Source organism: Peptostreptococcus sp. D1 (assembly GCF_900112955.1).
Classification (GTDB): Bacteria; Bacillota; Clostridia; order Peptostreptococcales; family Peptostreptococcaceae; genus Peptostreptococcus.
Genome location: NZ_FONP01000006.1, coordinates 39,511 through 61,760, shown reverse-complemented (window position 1 = coordinate 61,760; position 22,250 = coordinate 39,511). Strand labels below are relative to the sequence as shown.

Genomic DNA, 22,250 nt, shown 5'->3' with positions numbered 1-22,250 from the left:
TATCCAAAAATTTGAATATGTTTACACAATGGGTCTTGACTATAGTATTTTGAATATGGCGATATAAATCGTCATATTTTATATAAACAAAGATGGGAGTGATATGAAATATGATGAAAATAAAAGCTGCAATCGATAAAACTAATATATCAGAGGAATTATTGGAATGTAGAAAAAACATAGAAGAAATAGATAGAAAGATAGTATCGTTACTTGAAGATAGAATGAATAATTCTGTGCAAATTGGAAGGATAAAAATGAAGAACGATACTGATGTTTATGACCCCGAGAGAGAAAAATGTGTACTGGAAAATGTAAAATCAGCAGTGACAAATAGCGAGTATGAGAACTATATAACAGAGATAATTTCCTTTATTATTCAAAAATCCAGAGATATACAAGAATCTCTATGTGAATAATCAGAAACAACTATTATAGGAAGCTTTGATTATGAGGTGGTAAATATGATAAAGGCAGTTATATTTGATATGGACGGATTACTTTTTGATACCGAGTTATTGTATAGCGAAGGCTTAATGCATTTTGCATCAAAATGTGGAATTGATATGTCAATTGAAGAAACATATCATGTTATTGGAAAAACGACGGAAGATGCACGCGAATTTTATGCGGAATATTATAAGGACAATCCTAGCATCGATGGAGGGCTCTTGGTTGACGAACAAATAAAATACGTTGAAAATATATTGAAGACTGTAGGACCGAAGAAAAAACCCTTTGTTGATGAAATATTACTATTTTTGAAGGATAATGGCTATAAGATTGGTTTGGCATCATCTGGAAGAATTTCAGATATTTATAACAATTTGGAAAAGCATGAGATGGAGCATTTTTTTGATGCCATTGCGAGCGGTGAAGAGGTTGAATTAGGGAAGCCTAATCCAGATGTATTTTTGTTGGCGGCGAAAAAGCTGAATATTGAGTCTAAAAACTGTCTGGTTCTTGAAGATTCCATAAATGGTGTAATCGGTGCCAATAGAGCAGGAATGAAATCGATAATGATTCCGGATATGATTCAACCAAATGAGATTGTTCTGTCGATGGTGGAGCTTGTGGGACAAAATTTGGATGATGTAATTTTATTCTTAAAGAAAAAATAGCCTGTTGACTTAATTTCAAGGTTGTAATATAATAATTATGATACAAATATAAAAATTTATCCTTTTCATTTTAAAACATATTTGGGAAAATGTTTATTACAGTGTGTTTGCCAAGTGTAATTCTTATGAAAAAATTTTTATAGGTATCAAGGCATGTGTAAAATTGATAAAATATTAATTAAAATTTTTTCTGTAATTTTTTAAAAGTTTAATTTTTAAAGTGGAATTTGTTTTTATATATTTTTATCAGTTTTTTAGTAATTTTCTAGAAAGGGTAGTTGATTATGGTAGGAATTATTATTGCTAGTCATGGTGAATTTGCAGAGGGACTGTATCAAACTTCAAAAATGATTTTTGGAGAACAGGAAAATGTAAAGACTTGCACTTTGTTGCCAAGTGAAGGTCCTGAGGATATCAAGGTCAAAATGCAAGAAGCCATCGCTTCATTTGAGAATCAAGATGAAGTGTTATTTTTAACTGACTTATGGTCAGGAACACCTTTTAATCAAGCAAGTGCACTTCTTGAAGGAAAGGAAGATAAGTGGGCGATCGTTTCAGGTATGAATTTACCTATGTTGATCGAGGCTTATGGAGCTCGTTTTTCGATGGGAACAGCACACGAAATTGCGAGTTATATTTTAGGTGCTGGCAGAGATGGTGTAAGGGTGAAACCGGATTCGTTAGAGCCGAAGGTTGAAGAAGCAGAAAATAGCGTACCTGTAGCACCACAGGGATCCATTCCAGAAGGAACTGTTATTGGAGATGGAAAGATTAAATATGTATTGGCTCGTATTGATACTCGTTTATTGCATGGACAGGTTGCCACAGCATGGACAAAATCAGTTGGACCAAATAGAATTATAGCTGTTTCAGATGCTGTTGCAAAGGATGATTTAAGAAAGAGCATGATTGAACAGGCTGCACCTCCAGGTGTTAAAGCAAATGTCGTTCCGATTGACAAGATGATAGCGGTTGATAAGGATCCTCGTTTTGGTAATACGAAGGCATTGCTGTTGTTCGAAAATCCACAGGATGCATTAAGGGCAATTGAAGGTGGAGTAAGCATCAAAACATTGAACCTGGGCTCAATAGCACATGCTACTGGAAAGGTTGCAATAACTAGATCTGTTGCAATGGATATGGAAGACGTTAAGACAATTGAAAAATTGATTTCATTAGGTGTGGAAATAGATGTTCGTAAGGTGCCTTCAGACTCACCTGAAAGCATCGAGCATATATTAAAAAAAGCGAAAAATGAGTTATCTAAATAATAGGAGGGTGTAATTATGTCTGGAATTACGATAGTATTAATCGTTTTAGTTGCCTTTCTAGCTGGTATTGAAGGTGTATTGGATGAGTTCCAATTCCATCAACCACTAGTGGCTTGTACATTAATTGGATTGGTGAGTGGACATCTTAGAGAAGGAATTATCCTTGGTGGATCACTTCAGATGATTGCTCTTGGTTGGGCAAATGTTGGTGCGGCAGTTGCACCAGATGCGGCTCTTGCTTCTGTAGCATCAGCTATCATTATGGTATTAGGGTTGCAAGGTGGAGATGTAAATGTTCAAAATGTTATTAATACATCAATAGCTCTTGCAGTTCCACTATCAGTAGCAGGTCTTTTCTTGACAATGATTTGTCGTACTTTGTCAATTCCTATAGTTCATTTTATGGATGCTAGTGCCAAAAAAGGGAATATAAGAGGAATTGAAATGTGGCATATCGCTGCAATTTGTATGCAAGGTTTAAGAATAGCTATACCTGCAATTGCACTTTGTGTTGTTCCATCAGAAGTAGTAACAAATGCTTTAAAGCAGATGCCAGAATGGTTATCAGGTGGTATGGCTGTAGGTGGTGGAATGATTGCCGCCGTTGGTTATGCAATGGTTATAAATATGATGGCAACAAAAGAAGTGTGGCCATTCTTTGTACTAGGCTTTGCTTTGGCAGCTATCAACCAGTTGACATTAATAGCTCTTGGAGCGATAGGTGTAAGTATAGCATTGATTTACCTTGGATTAAAAGATTCAGTTAGCTCTTCAGGTGGAGGATCAGGTTCGGGTGACCCACTTGGTGATATATTAAACGATTATTAGACTTGAAGGAGGAAGTGAATATGGAAAAGAAAATTCAGTTATCAAAAAAGGAACGTTTTTCAGTTGCATTACGTCACCAGTATCTTCAAGGATCTTGGAACTATGAACGTATGCAAAATGGTGGTTGGGCGTTTTCAATAATACCAGCCATAAAGAAGCTTTATCCAAATAAGGATGATCAAGTGGCAGCTTTACAGCGTCATCTTGAATTCTATAATACTCATCCATATGTATCTTCACCAGTTATGGGGGTAACACTAGCACTTGAAGAAGAAAAAGCGAATGGTGTTCCAGTAGAAGATGCTGCTATCCAGGGAGTTAAAGTAGGAATGATGGGACCTTTGGCAGGTGTAGGGGATCCAGTGTTCTGGTTCACTGCTCGTCCGATACTTGGCGCATTAGGAGCATCACTTGCATTAGGTGGTAGTATTACAGGTCCGCTTTTATTTTTCTTTGTATGGAATATCATGCGTTTTGGATTTATGTGGTACACTCAGGAATTCGGTTATAAGGTTGGTACTACAATCACAAAGGACTTGTCAGGTGGTTTGCTAGGTAAAATAACTCAGGGTGCATCAATTCTAGGTATGTTTATTATAGGTGCTCTTGTCCAAAGATGGGTAAGTATCAGTTTCACATCAGTAGTTTCAACTGTAAAACAGTCGGAAGGAGCTTATATTGACTGGGCAAACCTTCCAGCCGGTACAGAAGGTATCAAAGCTGCTCTAGAACAGTATAGTTCTCTAGGTTCGACTGGTTTAAGCCCTGATAAGGTTACTACGCTACAACAAAACTTGGATTCATTGATTCCTGGATTTGCGGCAGTTTTATTGACTTTGTTCTGCTGCTGGTTATTGAAGAAGAAGGTATCTCCTATTGTAATAATACTAGCTTTATTTGGTGTTGGAATAGTTTCACGTGTATTGGGAATAATGTAATAAAGAAGATAGGCTCGGTTTTTTTCCGAGCTTTTATCTATAGGAAATATAAGCTAGAGGGAAAAATTATGGCACAGTCGTTGAATACTAGAGTTGATCTAACTATGAAAGCAGCTTCCTATATGGGGTTGACAAATTATGGGAAAATAATGATAGGCGATAAATCCTTTGAATACTATAATGACAGAAATGTAGAGGATAATATTCAAATTCCTTGGAATGAAATAGAATATATATCAGCATCAGTTATTTTTGGAAAGCATATTAACAGGTTTGTTATTTTTACAAAACACAATGGAAAATATTCATTTTCGGCGAAGGATAACAAGCTGCTGCTAAGGACTGTAAGTAAGTATGTAAGTGCGGATAATATATTGAGATCTAAATCTGTTATTCAAATAATGGAAAGAGGAATAAAGAGCCTTTTTGGAAAATAAGAGAAAGGTAGAGTAATGGAATTAATTTTTTTAAAGCCTGTCTTGAAGGATAAGATTTGGGGTGGCAGAAAGCTGCGTGAGGAATTGTCGATGAAAACTGAAAGCGATCATGCTGGAGAGGCATGGTTGATAAGTGCTCACGAAAATGGAATAACTGAGGTAATTTACCCAGAATGGTTGAAGGGGAAAGGCTTGGATGAAATTTTCGTAAATAATCCAGAAATATTCAACTCAAAAATTGGTGTGAATGACAGTTTATCTGTAGACAAAAAGTTTCCTCTGTTGATAAAATTAATCGATGCCTCCGATAATCTATCGGTCCAGGTTCACCCCGATGATGATTTTGCGTCTAAACATGAGGGGCGAGACGAATTGGGTAAGACAGAATGTTGGTATATCGTTTCTGCAGATGAAGGAGCGGAGATAGTATATGGTCATAATGCCAAAACAAGATTAGAGCTTACTCAGATGATTGAAAGTGGAAAATGGGATGATTTACTGAAGCGTGTCAAGGTAAAAGAGGGTGATTTTTTTTACGTGCCTCATGGAACTGTGCACGCAATTGGTAAGGGAATTGTGATACTTGAAACCCAGCAAAGCTCAGATACTACGTACAGAGTGTACGATTATGATAGAATTGATGACTATGGAAATAGGAGAGAGCTACATATAGAGAAATCTATAGAGGTTTCTAATATACCAGGGGATGCTCCACAGCTAGAATATGCTGTAAAAGAAATCGGCGAAAATACTATTACTGATTTCTTAGAGACAGAATTTTTTTCAGTTTCAAAATACGATTGTAGGGATAGATTGAAAGTATCTCTTGAAGATGGCTATTATCTGATGAATGTTATTAAGGGCGATGGAAAGATAATATTGAATGGTCATGAGTATAAAGTCAACTTAGCTGACTCATTTATCGTGCCAGCAGGTGAAAAAAACTTCGAAATAGTTGGAAATATGTGCATTATTTCTACTCATAAATAAAAATACTTATTTCATAAATTATACATATACTCGTTCAATAAGATAATGTTATTATAAAGGCTCGTATTAATAATGCTTAAGCATTATTAATACGAGCCTCTTGTATATTGTTATTTATTTACAAAAGCATTATACCGCTGATAACACGTCTGCTTTTGTCACGATACCCACAAGTGTATTGTCATCGTCAACTACACCGATTGGATATTTGGCATTTGCTGATAGCTCAATAATATCACTAATTCTTGTATCTGGGGATATTTTATCCACGTTTCCATTCACGATGTCAGCAATCTTTAAATTTTGATTCTTTGCTTTTATGGCTTCTTCAATAGTAATCACGCCAATATATTCCATATCTTCCGAAACAACATAAGCCGAAGATATACTATTGATTCTCATGACAGAAATTGCAAATGAAGGACTATCCTTTATCTTTATCAACGAGCTCGGAGATATCATGATGTTTTTTACACTGATGACTTTTTTTCTATCAGCATTTTCAATAAAGTTTTGTACATATTCGTTTGCTGGAGAAGTGGTCATTTCTTCTGGAGTTGCAATTTGAATGATTTTTCCGTCTTTCATTATAGCAACTCGATCTCCAATTTTAAAAGCCTCGTTTATATCATGGGTAATGAATATTATTGTATTATTGACTTTTTTCTTTATTCTAAGCAATTGGAACTGCAAATCTTTCCTCACTAATGGATCTAGAGCTGAGAATGGTTCATCCATCAACAATATATCAGGACTGTTTGCTAGTGCTCTGGCAATACCAACTCTTTGTTTCATACCACCAGATAGGTTATTTATCGGAGTATTTTCCAAGCCATCTAGTCCTACGAGATGGATCATTTCAAGTGCCTTTTTTCTTCTTTCTTCTTTATTCTCACCTTTTATTTCCAATCCATACTCAACATTGCCAATTACATTTCTATGGCTGAGTAATCCGAAATTTTGAAATACCATAGCAATATGGTTTCTCTTATATTCGTACTCTTCTTTTTTGCTCATTTTATTTATGTTTTTGCCTTTGAATGTTATCGAACCATAGGTAGGTCTATTTAATAGGTTGAAGCATCTGATTAGTGTAGATTTACCACAACCGGAGAGTCCGATAATTACAAAGATTTCGCCTTCATTAATATCAAGATTTATGTTCCATAAAGCTGTTGTAACTCCTGTTTCTTTAAATATTTCGGTTTTGTCTTTACCTTCTTTTCCAAGCTTTACAGCTTGCTTTTTTTCTCCACCATAAAGCTTATATAAGTCTCTTACCTCTAATATTTTTCCCATTATTTCTTCACCTCATCTCCAACTAGACCCTGTGTTAATCTATCTAGGATAATAGCAATTATTACAACTGCTGAACCTGAGATAATTCCCTTACCTATTTCAACTCTATTTACACTAATTAAAACATCCATTCCAAGACCAGTGGCACCTATCATAGATGTCGTAACAACCATTGACATGGCCATCATGATTGTCTGATTGATACCAGTCATAATCGTAGGTAATGCTTGTGGAATTTCAACCTTTACTAGAGATTGGAGCTTTGTGGAACCAAATGATTGAGAAGCCTCGATAACCTCCTTATTTATTTGTCTGATTCCAAGAGAAGTCATTCTTATTATAGGTACTATGGCATAAATAGTTGTTGAAATAACTGCAGGAGCCTTACCTAAACCGAAGAATAGTAGAGCTGGTATTAAATAAACAAATACAGGCATTGTTTGCATAGTGTCTAAAATTGGCCTCATTACTTTGTTTAGCTTTTCACTGATAGAGACCAATATACCTATAGGAAAACCAAGCAATAGAGAGATTACTACTGAGGCTATGACAATAGATAAGGTTTCATTCATATGAGACCATAATCCAAAAATGCCTATCAGAGATAGAAATAGCACATATATTAGGGCTTTTCTATGCTTTCTTGAAGCCTTGAAAGACGCATAATATACCGAAGCCAAAAATACTGGCCATGGTATTATATCTAATATTTTTTGAATAAGGGTAACAAAGCCTAGTAAAAATATTCGAATACTATCCAAAAATCCTTTATGTTTGACACTGAAGCTTCTGACTGAGTTGTCAATGCTGTTAATATCAAAATTTATTTTAATTGGAAAATCATACAATAGTGATGTCAAATTATTGTTATTAGATTCACCAAGTGATGCTTTTATCTTTTCTGCATTATCTTTGCTAAGCCATTTTGTCAACAATTCAGGATGCTTTTTTAGAAACCATTTTGCAGTATTTTCGTAATTTTCCTTTGTATCTTGCATATGAGCCAATGCTTCACTTGTAAGCTCGCTCGATGTTTGATACTTGCTTAAAAAACTGACAGCATCCTTGTTATTATTATAGAATTTGTTGCTAACTGCGACCGTTACGTTTACTGAAGGGAGAGCTGTTTCGCCATTTCTATATCCAGATTCTGAATAGTCTTTGTCCTTTAGCAATACAAAATCATATTTACCCATTAACCAAGTGGGCTCCCAGTAATATGCCACAATCGGCTCACCTTTGTCATAGGCAGATGTCAATGCCGCCGATAGAGCTGAGTCCGAACCTGGTCTAAAATAATTATACATCTTATCAAGCTTATAGTATTTGTATTTGTTGTATAGAATGGTGTCTACATCCCAGCCAGGAATGGCACCATAAATCCGACCCTTTGATGAATCCTCAGGATCCTTGAAAATATTTGAATACTTTTCCAGATCCCATACATATTCTAGTTCTGGAGCCAGTGGTTTAATACCCTTATCTTTATCTCCTTCAATAACATATCTTGGAACATATAGTCCTTGATGATTGTCTGCATAATTTGTTCCAAGTTCTTTGAATTTACCATTTTTTTTATCAGATTTGTAATTGGAAATATTGTCAGTCCATGCCTCCATTATTACATCAATCTCACCAGATTTCAGAGATTCGTGCATTATTGTAGATGAACCCGGTATTTCTTTCCACGAATAGCCATATAGCTCAGATAATATATATCCTGCAATAGCATTATGCAGCTTTATACTATCCCAACCTGAATCTGCAAAAATAATTTCCTTTTCCTCGGCAAATGTTCTTGAAAAAATATTCGGTAGTAAAAGAAAGCTGCTGACGACTATCAGTGTAAAAAAAATTCTTATTGCTTTTCTCATAATGGAACCTCCTCCAAAAATATTAAATTGTATCGATAAAAATAATTGAAAACAATTTATAATATTATACAATATAAAAAAAAGAGGGTCAAATTGCACAGAGTTTATAATTATTAGATAGCTAACTAATAATAAATAACTTTAGAGCAATAAAACCCCTATACTACCTAAAAAAGTTAATTAAAATATCTATAATAAATTTTTTTACTTTTTTGATTTTTAATATTTTTTGTTTCGAAAGCTAATATCGATTTTTAGTTTAACTTTTGTTTTGTGCTGTAAATTTATTCAACAGTTACTGATTTTGCAAGGTTTCTAGGCTTATCCACATCCAGTCCTCTTTTTGACGAGGCTGCCAACGCCAAGAGCTGCATAGGTATAACAGCAATGATAGGAGAAAGTATATCTTCACTATCTGGTATGTAGATAACTCTGTTGGATACTTTTTCAACCTCTTTGTTATGTCTCTGAGAAATCGCAACTACATATGCGCCTCTTGCCCTAACCTCTTCCATATTAGAAACCATTTTTTCAAAAAGATTCTGCTGAGTTGCTATCGAAATAATCGGCGTTCCATCTTCAACTAGGGCAATCGTACCATGCTTTAATTCACCGGCAGCAAATGCTTCTGCATGAATATAAGATATTTCCTTCAGCTTTAAAGAGCCTTCCATTGCAAGAGCATAGTCAACTCCTCTTCCCAAGAAGAAGGCATGTTCAGCTCCTACTATTTCATCTGCTATTGCGTCGATATAAGCTCTGTTATCTAACACCTCTTGGATTTTTGATGGTATCTCTTTCATTTTACCAATAATATAGAAGTATTCTGCTTCAGAAATCTTTTCCATTTCAAGAGCAAAGTTTAAGGCTATCATATATAGTGCAACTATTTGAGTAGTATATGCCTTTGTTGATGCTACAGCGATTTCTGGACCAGCCCAAGTGTAGAATACATCATCTGCTTCTCTGGCAATAGATGATCCTACCACATTTGTAACAGCAAGAACTCTCGCACCTTTCTTTTTGGAATCTCTTAAAACTGCAAGTGTGTCAGCAGTCTCACCAGACTGACTTACCAAAATAACCAAGGTTTTTTCGTCTACAAAGTTTTGGTTATATCTAAATTCTGATGCTATATCAGTGATTACAGGTATTCCCATCCATTTTTGCATCGCAGTTTTTCCCAAAATTCCTGCATTGTATGCAGTACCACAAGCTATTATATAAATCCTATCAATGTAGTCAAGGTATGATTTGTTTATATGAATATCATCTAAAACTATTTTTCCAGACTCGTCAAGTCTTCTTTCCAGTGTGTATTTAATTCCATCAGGCTGTTCAAATATTTCCTTTTCCATAAAGCAATCATAACCGCCCTTTTCAGCTGATTCTATGTCCCATGTAACATGAATTAGTGGTTTATCCACTTCATTTCTTTCAGAGTCGTAGATTTTGACCTTGTTATCCTTTACATGGACGATTTCTCCATTATCAAGATAGTATACGTCTCTTGTATATTTTAATAGGGCAGGAATATCTGATGCAATAAATGCTTCATCTTCTCCTAATCCAGCTATAAGAGGACTATCCTTTCTTACAGCTACCAATTCATTGTCGTGGTCTGCCGAAACTATACAAAGTGCATAAGCTCCTCTTAAATCGGAAATAGCTTTAAAAACAGCATCCAATAGGTTTCCTTCGTAATATTTGTCTAAAAGATGAACTACCACCTCTGTGTCAGTTTTTGATTTGAAAACAACACCTTCAGCTTCTAATTGCTCTCTTAGCTGTAGGTAGTTTTCGATAATACCGTTATGAACGACTGCTAGTGTCATATCCTTGTTGAAATGAGGATGTGCATTCGCATCTGATGGTTCACCATGAGTTGCCCATCTAGTATGACCTATACCTACATTACCGATTATATTGTCTTTTTCAAGATTGTCAGCCAAAACAGCAAGTCTTCCCTTGAACTTTCTTATTTCTAGATTATTTCCAGTATTGATTGCAATACCAGCAGAGTCATAGCCTCTGTACTCCAATTTAGCCAATCCATCCACGATAACGTCAGATGAATTTCTTTTTCCTAAATAACCAACGATTCCACACATATTTTGTTCCTCCAAAATTTTTAATATATTCCTTTGGAACAAGTCTGCTACGTGAATTTCACTTTGTGCCTAGATCACTCTGGGTTTTGTTGAAATCCTGACGATGGTAGAACACCGCGAAGCACCCGCCTAAAATTCGAAAACTTCGTCCTCGTTAACTGGTATCGACCAGTATGGCGCTAGGTAATATAATATTACCTTTAGATTATTTTCTTTTTTTAGAAAATAATTATAAATAGACTTGTCCACTTAATATTTTACAAATAAAACTTAATTTATACTTACTTTTTGGTATACGAGGTAGTTCTAGTAAGGTGTGACGCCAATTGTTTGATGTCCAATTCCATAGCAAATACGGACAATATAACAATGAAGGCTCCAATAAATTGTATTGGCTTCATATTTTCACCAAATACAAAAAATGCTATTATACTTGCAAAAACGGGCTCTAATGCAACCATCATGCTTGGAAGTGCAGTACCTATATATTGTGTAGATTTTACATAAAGGGTATTCGCTACAAATGTAGAGAGAGCTCCAATAGATAATATATTTGCCAAGTAAAAAAGCATATTAGGTGACATTGTAACCTTCGATATCATCTTTGCTGGATCTATAAAAAATAACAGACAAATCGATGCACTCCAGAAACCATAAAGCAAGATTGATGATTTAGATATCTTGTTTTCAACAAGCTTTGGTAATACAATCTGAAGTGCAAAGGTCATTCCGTTTCCAACTCCAGTGATTATTCCGATCATATCTAGATTATTTCCACCTGTTGAAAAAATATCTATAATGCACATACAGCCAAAAATACAAAATCCAATTATCACCGTAGCTTTGGCTGAAATCCTTTCTTTAAAAAATACATAATTAAAAAATGTTACCCAAATTGGATTTGAAAACATTAGTATTGTAGCTACGGAAATTGGAATTCTAGATACCGATATACTGTATAGAGAAATTCCAAATGAGAATGTCAGCAGTCCATAGAAAGAGCAAAACAATAAACCTTTAAAATTTATCTTGAAGCTGCTCTTATCTGTTGCCATGACGAAAAAAGCTGTAAGTATGGCAGAGGTAAATGTTCTGATAAATGCTATTTCCATTGACGTATAGGATATTTGGTTTAAAAATCTACTTGAAATTCCCATAATGCCCCAAAATAAAGTGGCAAAAATCATCATTAAAATTCCTTTTTTCTTATTGATATTATTCATATATTTTTAGCCTACTAATTTTCCTCTTTACTAACCAACGCTTTCAAGGTATTTTCTACCAAATCGTTTATAGAACCATCATTTATTATTTTATAGTCGCAAAGCGAAGAATAGTAGCCCTTCCTTTCTTTATAAATTTTATAAATTCTATTTGGGTTGTCTTTTAATAAAGGTCTGTTCTGCAAATTTACATCCGACAATATGTCCTCACAAGACCTATCGATATATATTACGTTTGGCTTCTTTGATAAAAGCTCTCTATTTTCAGGTGTGACAACTACGCCGCCACCAGTGGAAATGACAGTGCTTTCTGCAGTTGAAACCTCTCGTAGTGACACTTTTTCAATTTTCCTAAATTTAGACTCACCGAGCAAAAATATTTCAGATATCCTCATATTTGTTTTCGATTCGATATAGTCGTCCAAATCAATAAAATCAAAGTCTAGTTTTTTTGATAGCGATTTGCCTAATGTAGTTTTTCCAGAGCCTGGAAGCCCTATAATGAATATAGGATTCTTGGTTAAATCTAAATCTCCTTTTATTTTTGAAATTACGGAAAATTTCGAATCAAAATGAGTAAAAATATCACTTTTTTGTGAGATGCTCATTTCAATTCCAGTCCAAATTTCTATAGCTTTGATGGCTTGATAAACTAACATCTTCAAACCATTAATTCCAGTCAATCCAGCATTCTCTGCGGATATTAAAAAAGATGTTCGCATAGGCATATATATCAAGTCGAGAGCAAATTTAAAATTTTTGAAAACACATGGTGATACGGGACAGCTACGGATATTTGGGTGCATTCCTATTGGAGTTGTGTTTATAATACCAAAACCGCTTATATTAGCTATGTCAGAATAGGAAATGAATTCTATTTTTTCACTGATACCACACGATTTTATTTGCGCATTTTCATATGACTTTATTTGTTTGTCAATGTATGATTTTATTTGTGTACTCTCGTATGATTTTGCTTGTATATTTTCACATAATTTTGTTTGTTCATTATCAATCAATTTCCTATGCAATTCTTTTTTTCTTGTTGCTACAAATACTTTCTCGGCATTATTGTCTATGAGATATTGTATGACAGCTTTGGCAGCTCCACCATATCCCAAAATCAAAAAGGCTTTGCCAGAAATATTGTAATGTTTCAGTGTTTCAGAAAGTCCATAGTAGTCCGTGTTATATCCAAATAGCCTTCCATTTTCAGACTTGATGGTATTTACTGATCCAATTATTTGGGCTGTTTCATCCAAAAAATCTAGATAGGGCAAGACCTTTTCCTTGTAAGGGATTGTAACGTTTGCGTTGATATCAAATTTTGACAATTTTTCAATATATTTTTGAAGCTCATTTTCTTTAAACTCAGCTAATTCATAAGTCGAATCGTAACCGATAATATTGTAGATATATTCATGAATTTCTGGTGACAGTGAATGAGAAAGGGTACTCCCAAACAACATATTTTTTTTCATATCTTTGCCTCTCGTGAAAATATTATTTTGTGTTTCTATGATTGTATTTTATATACATTTCGCATTGTTACAATTGTATTTATATATGTTTCATATTACTACGATTGTATTCAATATATTTTTAGTTTATTTATAAATATTATTATATCATTGTTAGAGTATATTCAGATACAAAAATTTATGTTAAATATACAGTATTTTTTAAAATATACTAAAAAAATAATCTTAAATGATATATAATTACTTATACAACGAGAATAAAAAAAGAAGCAAATAAAAGCTTATACGATTAGAATAAAATAAAAAGATAATAGAATGAAATTAGGAAATGGATAGAATATATGAGTGAAAAAAATATCAAAATAACAGTGGCATATAATGGTAAAAATTTTAATGGTTGGCAGAAGCAAAAGTATAGTTTGGGGATTCAAGGTGAATTGGAATTTGCTTGTAAAGCTGCATTCAATTTGAAGGATATCGAAGTAATTGGATCTGGCAGAACTGATGCAGGAGTTCACGCATTGGGTCAGGTGGCAAACTTTAAGCTTGATACGACAATTCCGACTGAAAAATTTACTGATATATTGAATAATAGACTGCCCAAGGATATATCAGTGCTAAGTGCTGAAGAGGTGGATACAGATTTCCATTCCAGACATACTGCAAAAAGAAAAACATATAGATATCAAATATATAGATCAAAAATTAGAAATCCTTTTTTGAAGGATGTATCGTATCAGGTAAAATATGACCTCGATATTGAAAAGATGAAAAGAGAAGTTAAATTTCTAATCGGAAAGCATGATTTTTGTGGGTTTATGAGTTCAGGTTCGTCAATAAAAAATACCGTTAGAGAAATATTTGATGCTAGAGTTTTTGAGCAAGATGAGCTGCTGATTATTGAAGTAAGTGGAAGTGGTTTTTTATATAATATGGTTAGAATTATTGCAGGAACAATGGTTGATATAGGTAGAGGCAAAATATCTGAGAGTATGAAGCAAATAATAGCGTCCAAAGATAGGGGAAGGGCTGGTCATACGGCACCACCACAGGGGCTATTTTTAAAATATGTGGAGTATTAACAATATTTTATAGATTAATAATATTTTTTATATAGTATTAATATTTTTTATATCGAGTACTAATAATATTTATATTGAGTATTAACCTTTATTGTGTAGTGCTAATAAGTATTAATAACATTTATGTGTAGTGCTAATAATACTAACGAAAATTGAATATAAAATATTTTATTTTTGAATGAGTTTAGTTTTATTTGAAAATATTTTTGCAAAATGATGTCGATTTTTTTATAAAAAAACATATAAAAAACTATTGACATTATTTTTTTATTGATGTATCATGTAAATAATTTATCGAAAAAAGGAGGCGAAACAATGACTAGGAAGTTGTTTATTCCTGGACCTATCGATGTTAGAGATGATGTACTTCAAAAGATGGCGACACCGATGATAGGTCACAGAAGCAAAGATGCTAGTATTCTTCAAGAATCAATTAGCAAAAAGTTACAGAAATTATTCTATACGGAAAGCGAAATACTTCTATCCACATCCTCAGGATCTGGCTTGATGGAAGGTGCAATAAGATCCTGCACATCCAAGAAAGCAGCTGTGTTCTCCTGTGGCGCATTTGGTGACAGATGGTATAAAATGGCAGTGACTAATAATGTCAAGGCTGATTTGTATAAAGTGGATATGGGAAAAGCGATAGATCCAGAAATGGTGGACAAGATTCTAGCAACTGGCGAATACGATTTGATAACAATTCAGCATAACGAGACTTCTACAGGGATTACAAATCCAGTTGAGGAAATCGCCGAAGTTGTAAGAAAATATGACAACATTGTATTTTGTGTCGATGCAGTAAGCTCTGCAGGTGGTGTAAAAATCGAGGCTGATAAGCTTGGAATAGATATCTTGATTACATCAACTCAAAAAGCATTAGGTCTACCACCCGGTATGTCAATATGTACTTTTTCTGAAAAGGCTATTAGAAGAGCTGAGACAGTAGAATTTAGAGGTACTTATTTAGACTTGCTGGATATCTATAAATATTTGAAAAAGAAAAATTATCAATACCCGTCAACTCCTTCAATATCTCACATGTACGCATTAGATTATCAACTTGACAATATCTTAAATGAAGGTCTGGATAACAGATTCGAAAGGCATCAAGCGATGGCAGAAACAGTAAGAGCTTGGGCTATCAAACATTTTAAAATCTTCACTGATCAAAATCATTTGTCTAACACTTTAACAGTCATAGAGAACAATCAAAATATAAACGTATCACAGCTAAATTCAAAATTAATGGAAAAAGGAATGCAAATTGCCAATGGATATGGCGATTTAAAAGAAAAAACATTTAGAATATCACATATGGGAGATTATCAAATTGAGGATATTCAATATTTATTAAATACAATTGATGAGATATTAGGGTTTTAACTAATTTATATGATGAAATTCTAGTATTTTAAATAATTTACATTAGACGGAGGATTTTATAATGAAAAAGATATTGATAACAGATGGAATGGACATAAATGCAGTAAATAATTTGATAGAAATGGGTTATGATGTTGAACAACGCTTTTATGATGAAGATGAATTAAAAGAAAAAATAAAAGATATAGATGTTATTGTAGTGAGATCTGCAACAAAAATAAGAAAAAATATTATTGACGAGGCTACTAAGACTGGTAAATTGAAGCTGATAATAAGAGGTGGCGTTGGCTTAGATAATATCGATGTAGAATATGCTAGAAATAGAGGCATCGTAGTAAGAAACACTCCTTTTGCAAGTGCAAATGCAGTTGCAGAGCTTGTGTTATGCGAAATGCTGGTCTTGGCAAGGAATGTAAAAATAGCGAATTTGAAATTGGGAGAGGGTATTTGGGATAAGAAAAATCTAAAAGGTAGTGAAATTAATGGAAAAACCTTGGGACTTGTCGGATTTGGAAATATTGCCAGAGCTCTTGCAGATAAAGCACATAAACTTGGCATGGACATTATATACACAGATATTGTAAGATGTGAAGAAAATGAAGATATATTTAAGTTCGTCACGTTTGAAGAACTATTAAAAAATGCTGACTATGTAACCGTTCATACTCCATTGACAGCGGATACGAAATATATGTTTAATGAAAATTGCTTTAATATGATGAAAGATACTGCTTTTTTTATTAATTGTGCGAGAGGTGGAATAGTAGAGGAAAATGATTTGCTAAGGGCAATTAACGCTGGAAATATTGCAGGAGCAGCCCTTGATTGCTTTGAAAATGAGCCACTACCTTTGAGAGAGCTGATTACAAATCCAAAAGTGACTGTCACTCCACACATTGGGGCATCAACAGAGGAAGCACAAGCAAGAATAGCTAAGGAAATAGTCACAATAATAGAGGATTACTTTCAAATAAATAATGTTGTCGGAGGAGTGATGTAATGGTAGCAGTAAAACCTTTTAGAGCTTTAAGACCAAATAGGAAAATAGTTCATAAGGTGGCAGAATTGCCGTATGATACGATGAATACTGAAGAGGCTCTCAAGATAGCTGAAAATAATGAATTTTCATATTTGAGAATAGATAGAGCAGAGATTGAATTACCCCCTGATACGGATATACATTCTGCAAAGGTATATGAAAAAGCTAGAGAAAACTTGGAAAAATTTATACAAAAGGGTGTGTTTACTCAAGATGAGGAGCCACATCTGTATATATATAGAGAAACTATGGGCTCAAGAGAGCAGATAGGAATAGTTGGCTGTGTTTCTGTAGATGATAGCTTAAATGGCATCATAAAAAAACACGAGCATACAAAGCCTGATAAGGTTCAGGATAGAATCAATCATATTAGATATTGTGGGGCGAATACTGGAACAATTCTATTGACCTACGACAAAAATGATACGATAGATAGAATAGTTGAATTGAAGCTAGAGGAAGCTCCAGAATATGAGTTCATTTCTGATGATAAAATTAGACATACAGTATGGATGTTAAATGAGAAAGAAACTGCCATGGTTGAGAACGCATTTAAAACAGTAAAAAACCTGTATATTGCTGACGGTCATCATAGATCAAAAGCAGCACAGGAGTATGCACTAGAAAAAAGAAAGGAAAATCCAAATTTTGATGGAACGGAGGAATTTAACTTCTATTTGGCTATGATCGCTCCAAAGGAAAATCTATACGTAATGGATTACAATAGAGTTGTCAAGGATCTTAATGGATTAGATGCCAAAGCCTTTATCAATTATATAGAAGAAAACTTTGAAATATTTAAGGAAAAAGCACCGTATAAGCCTTCAAACAAGTACAATTATGGGATGTATTTAGATGGAGATTGGTATAGGCTGAGATTCAAAAGTACTGACAAGCTAGACAATCCAAAAGCGAGATTGGATGTTAGTGTATTACATGATTTTTTGATTGAGCCAATATTGGGAATAAATCAGCCTCAAAAAGACAATAGAATAGACTTTATCGGTGGAATTAGAGGTGTAGAGGAAATACAAAAAAGAGTAGATGGTGGCATGAGAGTAGGCTTCTCGCTGTATCCAACATCAATTGAAGAGCTGATGAAAATTGCGGATATGGATGATGTAATGCCTGCTAAATCAACATGGTTTGAGCCAAAAGTAAGATGTGGATTATTTTTACATATGCTGTAAGTCAATGCTTTTTAGTTGTGCATTTATGAATAATAAATTAAAATGAGGGGCAATTGCCCCTCTTATAATAATTCAAAATATTTTTAAAAGCTATTCATTTACAATGAATATGTCTTTTTATTTCCAATATATTTCGTTATTAGATTTAACTATAAAATATATAGATTTTGTAAAATAAAGGTTAATATTGCAACAGCAACAGGCATGAAATTTTCCAACTTTTAGAGCCTATATATTAACCGTTTATAAACTAAGCTCCATTTTGAAAAAATATTCAATGGATATACATTTGCTTCAAGGTAATTATTCTTAGCGTACTATATAGATAAGATTTATTCGTTTAGTAGAGCATTTAATATAGTTATGAGGACGCAAATATTGCAAATACGTGAGATTCCTATTTGGTAGTATAGTAGTGGATTCTTCAAAACAATTATTATAACAAAATAAAGCGACCACGATATGTTAATCTATTGAGAATTGACAATTTGTGGTCATTTTTAACCGCTGTTAATAGAAGAATTGCTGATGTTAACTATGCATTGATATAGTTTGTTAATCTTAAGGATTGAAAAAATACCTATTATTTATTATAATCTTTTTAACTAGAATTAGAAAAAACAACAAGGGAGGTATACTATGAAGATTACGGATTACAAAAAGCTGGTGGATTATACTTTGGGCAATAAAAAATCTGAGTTGGTTTTAAAAGATATAAACATTTTAATGGTTCAATCAGGAGAAATAATTAAATCAGATTTAGCAATTCAAGATGGATATATAGTTGGAATAGGAGAATATAGTGGAGAGATAGAGTTTGATGGCTCTGGTAAATTTGTTTCTCCTGGGTTTGTGGATTCACATCTTCATTTTGAATCAACAATGACAAATCCAAATGAACTAGTATATCATGCATCTTTGAGTGGAACGACAACATTTATAGCTGACCCTCACGAAGCTGCAAATGTCAGTGGCTCAATAGGTATAAAATATATCCTAGATTCTACAGAAAATTCTTGTGCTGACGTATACATAATGATGCCTTCTTGTGTTCCTGCAAAGGATAGTGAGGACTCCGGATTTGTAATGAATGCTCAAGATATGAAGCAATTGATGTATCATCCTAGGATTCTTGGATTAGGTGAGGTAATGGATTGTAGCTCAGTTATTAATCTAAAGCCATCTATGTTGAATAAATTGGAGCTTTTCCAAAATATGCCAATAGATGGGCATGCTTTGGGACTAAAGCTAAAAAATTTATCTGCTTATGCAATGGCAAATATTTCATCCGACCATGAGTGTTCAACATATGAAAAAGCTATAGCAATTGTTAGAAATGGTTTGTTTGCTCATATTAGAGAGGGATCGGCAGCGAAAAATCTTGAAAAAATTGTGAGAGGAATAATAGAAAATAATACAGATACGACGAGATTTACATTTTGTACGGATGATAAGCATATTGAAGATATCAAAAAGGACGGTCATATATCCTTTAATATTAGAAAAGCAATTTCTTTGGGAATGCCTCCAATAGCTGCATATAAAATTGCAACGTATAACCCTGCTCAATGTTATTCTTTAAAAGATATCGGCATGATTTCTCCAGGCAAAAAAGCAAATTTAGTGATTTTGGATGATCTTGAGAATGTAAAGATAAATTCAGTTTTATATAATGGAAGCTTTATCAGAGGAGATTATGATTATGGATATATTCAGGATATTGAAAATCTTCCAAAATCAATAGTTGAAACTGTTCACGTGGATTGGTTTGAAAAATCTATGCTCAAGGTTAAAAATAGCACATATGGAATTCAGCTAGTGAAGAACGAATTATTGACAAAAAAGGTAAAGGTTTCTGAATGTACTCAAAGTAAGAGCAATAAAGTTGTAGTAATTGAAAGGCATCATGATACGAAAAAATATCATTCTTCAATGGTATTTGGATACGGAATAGAAAATGGAGCAGTTGCTTCAAGTGTTTCACATGACTCGCACAACATTATTGTTGTTGGAGATAATGATGAAGATATGATGATTGCACTGGAATGTATTAAAGAGATGAATGGCGGATATGTATTGGTTGAAAATGGAGAGGTATATGAAAGGCTACCTCTACCAATAATGGGATTGATTAGCAATTTGAGCAGTGATAAGGTCAATGAGAGACTGCATAGAATGATAAAAAAAGCACACAAAATGGGAGTAGAGGATGGAATTGAGCCGTTTATTTCATTATCATTTATAGCATTACCAGTTATACCGGAAGTCAGAATAACAACAAACGGACTTTATGATGTGGTGGAAGATTGTTACCTGGAATAGCAGATGTTTTGGATATAAATTCGATGGAAAAATATTCTTAAAATAATAGCCATAAGTATTGACAAATACACGTTTGAATAGTAAAATATACAAGAATGCGTTAATAAGTCCACTTTTGCCCCGGACTTTACATAGACATTATAAGATTAGACAATGGAAAAGTTAAGGAGGGTCTTTATGAAGAGTTTTATAGCTAAGCCAGCTGAAGTTAAGAGAGACTGGTATGTAGTTGATGCTGAAGGAAAGACATTAGGTCGTTTGGCAAGTGAAATAGCACTAGTATTAAGAGGAAAAAATAAACCAACATTTACACCACACGTTGATGGTGGAGATTTTGTAATAGTATTGAATGCTGATAAAGTTGTTCTTACTGGAAAGAAGCTTACTCAAAAGTTCTACAGATATCACACTGGTTATGTAGGTGGATTAAAGGAAATTTCTTACAAAGAAATGATGGAAAAGAAGCCAGAAGAGGTTGTTGCTCATGCAGTTAGCGGAATGCTTCCAAAAAACAAGCTAAGAGCTAGAATGATGACTAGACTAAGAGTTTACAGAGGCGCTGAACATCCACATGCAGCACAGAACCCACAGGTTTTAAACGTTAAGTAGGATATTGAGAGGAGGAATTAATTAATGGCTAATGTACAATATTACGGAACAGGAAGAAGAAAGCATTCTGTAGCTAGAGTTAGACTTGTAGCTGGAGAAGGTAACATAAAAGTAAATGGTAGAGATCTTGAAGAATACTTCAACTATGAAACTTTGATAAGAGACGTAAAGCAACCACTTGTTTTGACTGGAAATGAAAACAAGTATGATGCGATCGTAAAGGTTGAAGGTGGCGGATTCACTGGACAGGCTGGTGCAATTAGACACGGAATTTCAAGAGCTTTGTTAAAAGCAGATGAAGAATTAAGAGGAACTTTAAAGGCAGAAGGATTCTTGACAAGAGATTCAAGAATGAAGGAAAGAAAGAAATATGGTCTTAAGGCTGCCAGAAGAGCTCCACAGTTCTCTAAGAGATAGGGAATACCCAATTTTAAGACAATTATCAAACCCCGATACAGCAATGTATTCGGGGTTTTTCAATGGTTGTAGGTATTTGCAATCTTTGAATACGTTCGTATAAAATCGCCTGCTTTTATTTCCGTTAGTAACACACTAGTAACACGTTAGTAACAAAATTTTATGTCTGAAAAAGTATCATCCGGTTGACTATTTTTTTATGCTAACTACATAAATTTATATCTTATGACTTTTATTAATGGCCATTCTAAGTTTATCTAGTCTATACACATGTATTATTTTTGTATTTGATATGTCGTTAATATATCCGTCTTTCAATCTAAGAAAATATCCATCTTCCTTTGAGTAAACTGCATACTCAATCATATGACGATATTTTTTAGGAATTTGCCACTTATCTAGGAGAGCAGTATCTAATTCATTATTCATATCTGATTTAGAGAATAGAATTGATTTATTATCATCTAGATCATTTGTTATAAGTGTTCTGATGTATTCGTTGACTGAGATGTCAAGATTGCGACATACAAATGTTAAAATTTCTTTTTGCCCTTTTGGAAGAAGTATTTCAAGTCTGTCATAGTTATTTTTTCTGTGTTTATCTACATATTTACTCCTATTCATATCTCCTC

General features: G+C 33.8%; 20 protein-coding genes. 14 read left to right on the top strand and 6 right to left on the bottom strand.

What is annotated here, in order from left to right; all coding sequences use genetic code 11:
- The first annotated feature begins 110 nt into the window (after positions 1 to 110).
- The 7 genes from BM120_RS05920 to manA all read left to right on the top strand — a co-directional run bounded on the left by BM120_RS05920 (position 111) and on the right by manA (position 5,585).
- Positions 111 to 419, top strand: a complete 309-nt coding sequence (locus BM120_RS05920; RefSeq protein ID WP_091994069.1) for a chorismate mutase — start codon at positions 111 to 113, stop codon at positions 417 to 419.
- Positions 420 to 464: 45 nt separating this feature from the next.
- A complete protein-coding gene (locus BM120_RS05915) occupies positions 465 to 1,121 on the top strand; it encodes an HAD family hydrolase (RefSeq protein WP_091994068.1) in 657 nt (218 codons plus the stop codon).
- A gap of 284 nt (positions 1,122 to 1,405) precedes the next feature.
- On the top strand, positions 1,406 to 2,392 hold the full coding sequence (locus BM120_RS05910; protein ID WP_091994067.1) for a mannose/fructose/sorbose PTS transporter subunit IIA: 987 nt from the start codon (positions 1,406 to 1,408) through the stop codon (positions 2,390 to 2,392).
- Positions 2,393 to 2,407: 15 nt separating this feature from the next.
- Positions 2,408 to 3,220, top strand: coding sequence for a PTS mannose/fructose/sorbose transporter subunit IIC (locus BM120_RS05905; protein WP_091994065.1), 813 nt, complete (start codon positions 2,408 to 2,410; stop codon positions 3,218 to 3,220).
- A 20-nt stretch (positions 3,221 to 3,240) separates the two neighbouring features.
- Entirely contained in the window at positions 3,241 to 4,158 is a 918-nt protein-coding gene (locus BM120_RS05900) for a PTS system mannose/fructose/sorbose family transporter subunit IID (protein ID WP_091994064.1), read from the top strand.
- A gap of 68 nt (positions 4,159 to 4,226) precedes the next feature.
- Positions 4,227 to 4,595 (top strand): DUF956 family protein, encoded by a 369-nt coding sequence (locus BM120_RS10710; protein WP_143076516.1) that lies wholly within the window; start codon positions 4,227 to 4,229, stop codon positions 4,593 to 4,595.
- A gap of 15 nt (positions 4,596 to 4,610) precedes the next feature.
- Positions 4,611 to 5,585, top strand: a complete 975-nt coding sequence (manA, locus tag BM120_RS05895) for a mannose-6-phosphate isomerase, class I (RefSeq protein ID WP_143076515.1) — start codon at positions 4,611 to 4,613, stop codon at positions 5,583 to 5,585.
- Between the two features lie 129 nt (positions 5,586 to 5,714).
- Here manA and BM120_RS05890 read toward each other — a convergent pair whose 3' ends face one another.
- From BM120_RS05890 to BM120_RS05870, 5 genes are all read right to left on the bottom strand, one after another.
- On the bottom strand, positions 5,715 to 6,884 hold the full coding sequence (locus BM120_RS05890; RefSeq protein WP_091994062.1) for a quaternary amine ABC transporter ATP-binding protein: 1,170 nt from the start codon (positions 6,882 to 6,884) through the stop codon (positions 5,715 to 5,717).
- On the bottom strand, positions 6,884 to 8,758 hold the full coding sequence (locus BM120_RS05885) for a glycine betaine ABC transporter substrate-binding protein (RefSeq protein ID WP_091994061.1): 1,875 nt from the start codon (positions 8,756 to 8,758) through the stop codon (positions 6,884 to 6,886). The genes BM120_RS05890 and BM120_RS05885 overlap by 1 nt, the downstream gene beginning before the upstream one ends.
- A 284-nt stretch (positions 8,759 to 9,042) precedes the next feature.
- Entirely contained in the window at positions 9,043 to 10,869 is a 1,827-nt protein-coding gene (glmS, locus tag BM120_RS05880) for a glutamine--fructose-6-phosphate transaminase (isomerizing) (RefSeq protein WP_091994059.1), read from the bottom strand.
- Between the two features lie 281 nt (positions 10,870 to 11,150).
- A complete protein-coding gene (locus BM120_RS05875) occupies positions 11,151 to 12,092 on the bottom strand; it encodes a DMT family transporter (protein ID WP_091994058.1) in 942 nt (313 codons plus the stop codon).
- Between the two features lie 14 nt (positions 12,093 to 12,106).
- Entirely contained in the window at positions 12,107 to 13,573 is a 1,467-nt protein-coding gene (locus BM120_RS05870) for a shikimate kinase (RefSeq protein WP_091994056.1), read from the bottom strand.
- Between the two features lie 341 nt (positions 13,574 to 13,914).
- Here BM120_RS05870 and truA point away from each other — a divergent pair, with 341 nt between their 5' ends.
- The 7 genes from truA (at position 13,915) to rpsI (ending at position 21,618) form a co-directional block, all read left to right on the top strand.
- Entirely contained in the window at positions 13,915 to 14,655 is a 741-nt protein-coding gene (gene truA / locus BM120_RS05865) for a tRNA pseudouridine(38-40) synthase TruA (RefSeq protein WP_091994054.1), read from the top strand.
- A gap of 315 nt (positions 14,656 to 14,970) precedes the next feature.
- Complete coding sequence (locus BM120_RS05860) at positions 14,971 to 16,041, top strand: pyridoxal-phosphate-dependent aminotransferase family protein (protein ID WP_091994053.1); 1,071 nt, start codon at positions 14,971 to 14,973, stop codon at positions 16,039 to 16,041.
- A 61-nt stretch (positions 16,042 to 16,102) separates the two neighbouring features.
- Complete coding sequence (locus tag BM120_RS05855) at positions 16,103 to 17,041, top strand: D-2-hydroxyacid dehydrogenase (RefSeq protein WP_091994051.1); 939 nt, start codon at positions 16,103 to 16,105, stop codon at positions 17,039 to 17,041.
- Positions 17,041 to 18,270 carry a DUF1015 domain-containing protein gene (locus BM120_RS05850; RefSeq protein ID WP_091994050.1) on the top strand — a complete coding sequence of 410 codons (1,230 nt, stop codon included), beginning with the start codon at positions 17,041 to 17,043 and terminating at the stop codon, positions 18,268 to 18,270. Before BM120_RS05855 ends, BM120_RS05850 begins: the two co-directional genes overlap by 1 nt.
- Before the next feature lie 639 nt (positions 18,271 to 18,909).
- The gene (gene ade, locus BM120_RS05845) at positions 18,910 to 20,592 is read left to right on the top strand and encodes an adenine deaminase (protein WP_091994048.1); all 1,683 of its coding nucleotides are present in this window, start codon (positions 18,910 to 18,912) and stop codon (positions 20,590 to 20,592) included.
- A 177-nt stretch (positions 20,593 to 20,769) separates the two neighbouring features.
- Positions 20,770 to 21,201, top strand: coding sequence for a 50S ribosomal protein L13 (gene rplM, locus BM120_RS05840; RefSeq protein ID WP_091994047.1), 432 nt, complete (start codon positions 20,770 to 20,772; stop codon positions 21,199 to 21,201).
- A 24-nt stretch (positions 21,202 to 21,225) separates the two neighbouring features.
- Positions 21,226 to 21,618, top strand: a complete 393-nt coding sequence (gene rpsI / locus BM120_RS05835; protein ID WP_091994045.1) for a 30S ribosomal protein S9 — start codon at positions 21,226 to 21,228, stop codon at positions 21,616 to 21,618.
- A gap of 216 nt (positions 21,619 to 21,834) precedes the next feature.
- On the opposite strand, the gene BM120_RS05830 is transcribed toward rpsI, so the two are convergent.
- Positions 21,835 to 22,242, bottom strand: a complete 408-nt coding sequence (locus BM120_RS05830; protein ID WP_091994044.1) for a hypothetical protein — start codon at positions 22,240 to 22,242, stop codon at positions 21,835 to 21,837.
- Positions 22,243 to 22,250: the final 8 nt, after the last annotated feature.

Excerpts from the sequence above, each read along its gene's own strand:
- BM120_RS05920 (WP_091994069.1), top strand. The coding sequence starts at position 111 with ATGATGAAAATAAAAGCTGCAATCGATAAAACTAATATATCAGAGGAA.
- BM120_RS05915 (WP_091994068.1), top strand. The coding sequence starts at position 465 with ATGATAAAGGCAGTTATATTTGATATGGACGGATTACTTTTTGATACC.
- BM120_RS05910 (WP_091994067.1), top strand. The coding sequence starts at position 1,406 with ATGGTAGGAATTATTATTGCTAGTCATGGTGAATTTGCAGAGGGACTG.
- BM120_RS05905 (WP_091994065.1), top strand. The coding sequence starts at position 2,408 with ATGTCTGGAATTACGATAGTATTAATCGTTTTAGTTGCCTTTCTAGCT.
- BM120_RS05900 (WP_091994064.1), top strand. The coding sequence starts at position 3,241 with ATGGAAAAGAAAATTCAGTTATCAAAAAAGGAACGTTTTTCAGTTGCA.
- BM120_RS10710 (WP_143076516.1), top strand. The coding sequence starts at position 4,227 with ATGGCACAGTCGTTGAATACTAGAGTTGATCTAACTATGAAAGCAGCT.
- manA (WP_143076515.1), top strand. The coding sequence starts at position 4,611 with ATGGAATTAATTTTTTTAAAGCCTGTCTTGAAGGATAAGATTTGGGGT.
- BM120_RS05890 (WP_091994062.1), bottom strand. The coding sequence starts at position 6,884 with ATGGGAAAAATATTAGAGGTAAGAGACTTATATAAGCTTTATGGTGGA.
- BM120_RS05885 (WP_091994061.1), bottom strand. The coding sequence starts at position 8,758 with ATGAGAAAAGCAATAAGAATTTTTTTTACACTGATAGTCGTCAGCAGC.
- glmS (WP_091994059.1), bottom strand. The coding sequence starts at position 10,869 with ATGTGTGGAATCGTTGGTTATTTAGGAAAAAGAAATTCATCTGACGTT.
- BM120_RS05875 (WP_091994058.1), bottom strand. The coding sequence starts at position 12,092 with ATGAATAATATCAATAAGAAAAAAGGAATTTTAATGATGATTTTTGCC.
- BM120_RS05870 (WP_091994056.1), bottom strand. The coding sequence starts at position 13,573 with ATGAAAAAAAATATGTTGTTTGGGAGTACCCTTTCTCATTCACTGTCA.
- truA (WP_091994054.1), top strand. The coding sequence starts at position 13,915 with ATGAGTGAAAAAAATATCAAAATAACAGTGGCATATAATGGTAAAAAT.
- BM120_RS05860 (WP_091994053.1), top strand. The coding sequence starts at position 14,971 with ATGACTAGGAAGTTGTTTATTCCTGGACCTATCGATGTTAGAGATGAT.
- BM120_RS05855 (WP_091994051.1), top strand. The coding sequence starts at position 16,103 with ATGAAAAAGATATTGATAACAGATGGAATGGACATAAATGCAGTAAAT.
- BM120_RS05850 (WP_091994050.1), top strand. The coding sequence starts at position 17,041 with ATGGTAGCAGTAAAACCTTTTAGAGCTTTAAGACCAAATAGGAAAATA.
- ade (WP_091994048.1), top strand. The coding sequence starts at position 18,910 with ATGAAGATTACGGATTACAAAAAGCTGGTGGATTATACTTTGGGCAAT.
- rplM (WP_091994047.1), top strand. The coding sequence starts at position 20,770 with ATGAAGAGTTTTATAGCTAAGCCAGCTGAAGTTAAGAGAGACTGGTAT.
- rpsI (WP_091994045.1), top strand. The coding sequence starts at position 21,226 with ATGGCTAATGTACAATATTACGGAACAGGAAGAAGAAAGCATTCTGTA.
- BM120_RS05830 (WP_091994044.1), bottom strand. The coding sequence starts at position 22,242 with ATGAATAGGAGTAAATATGTAGATAAACACAGAAAAAATAACTATGAC.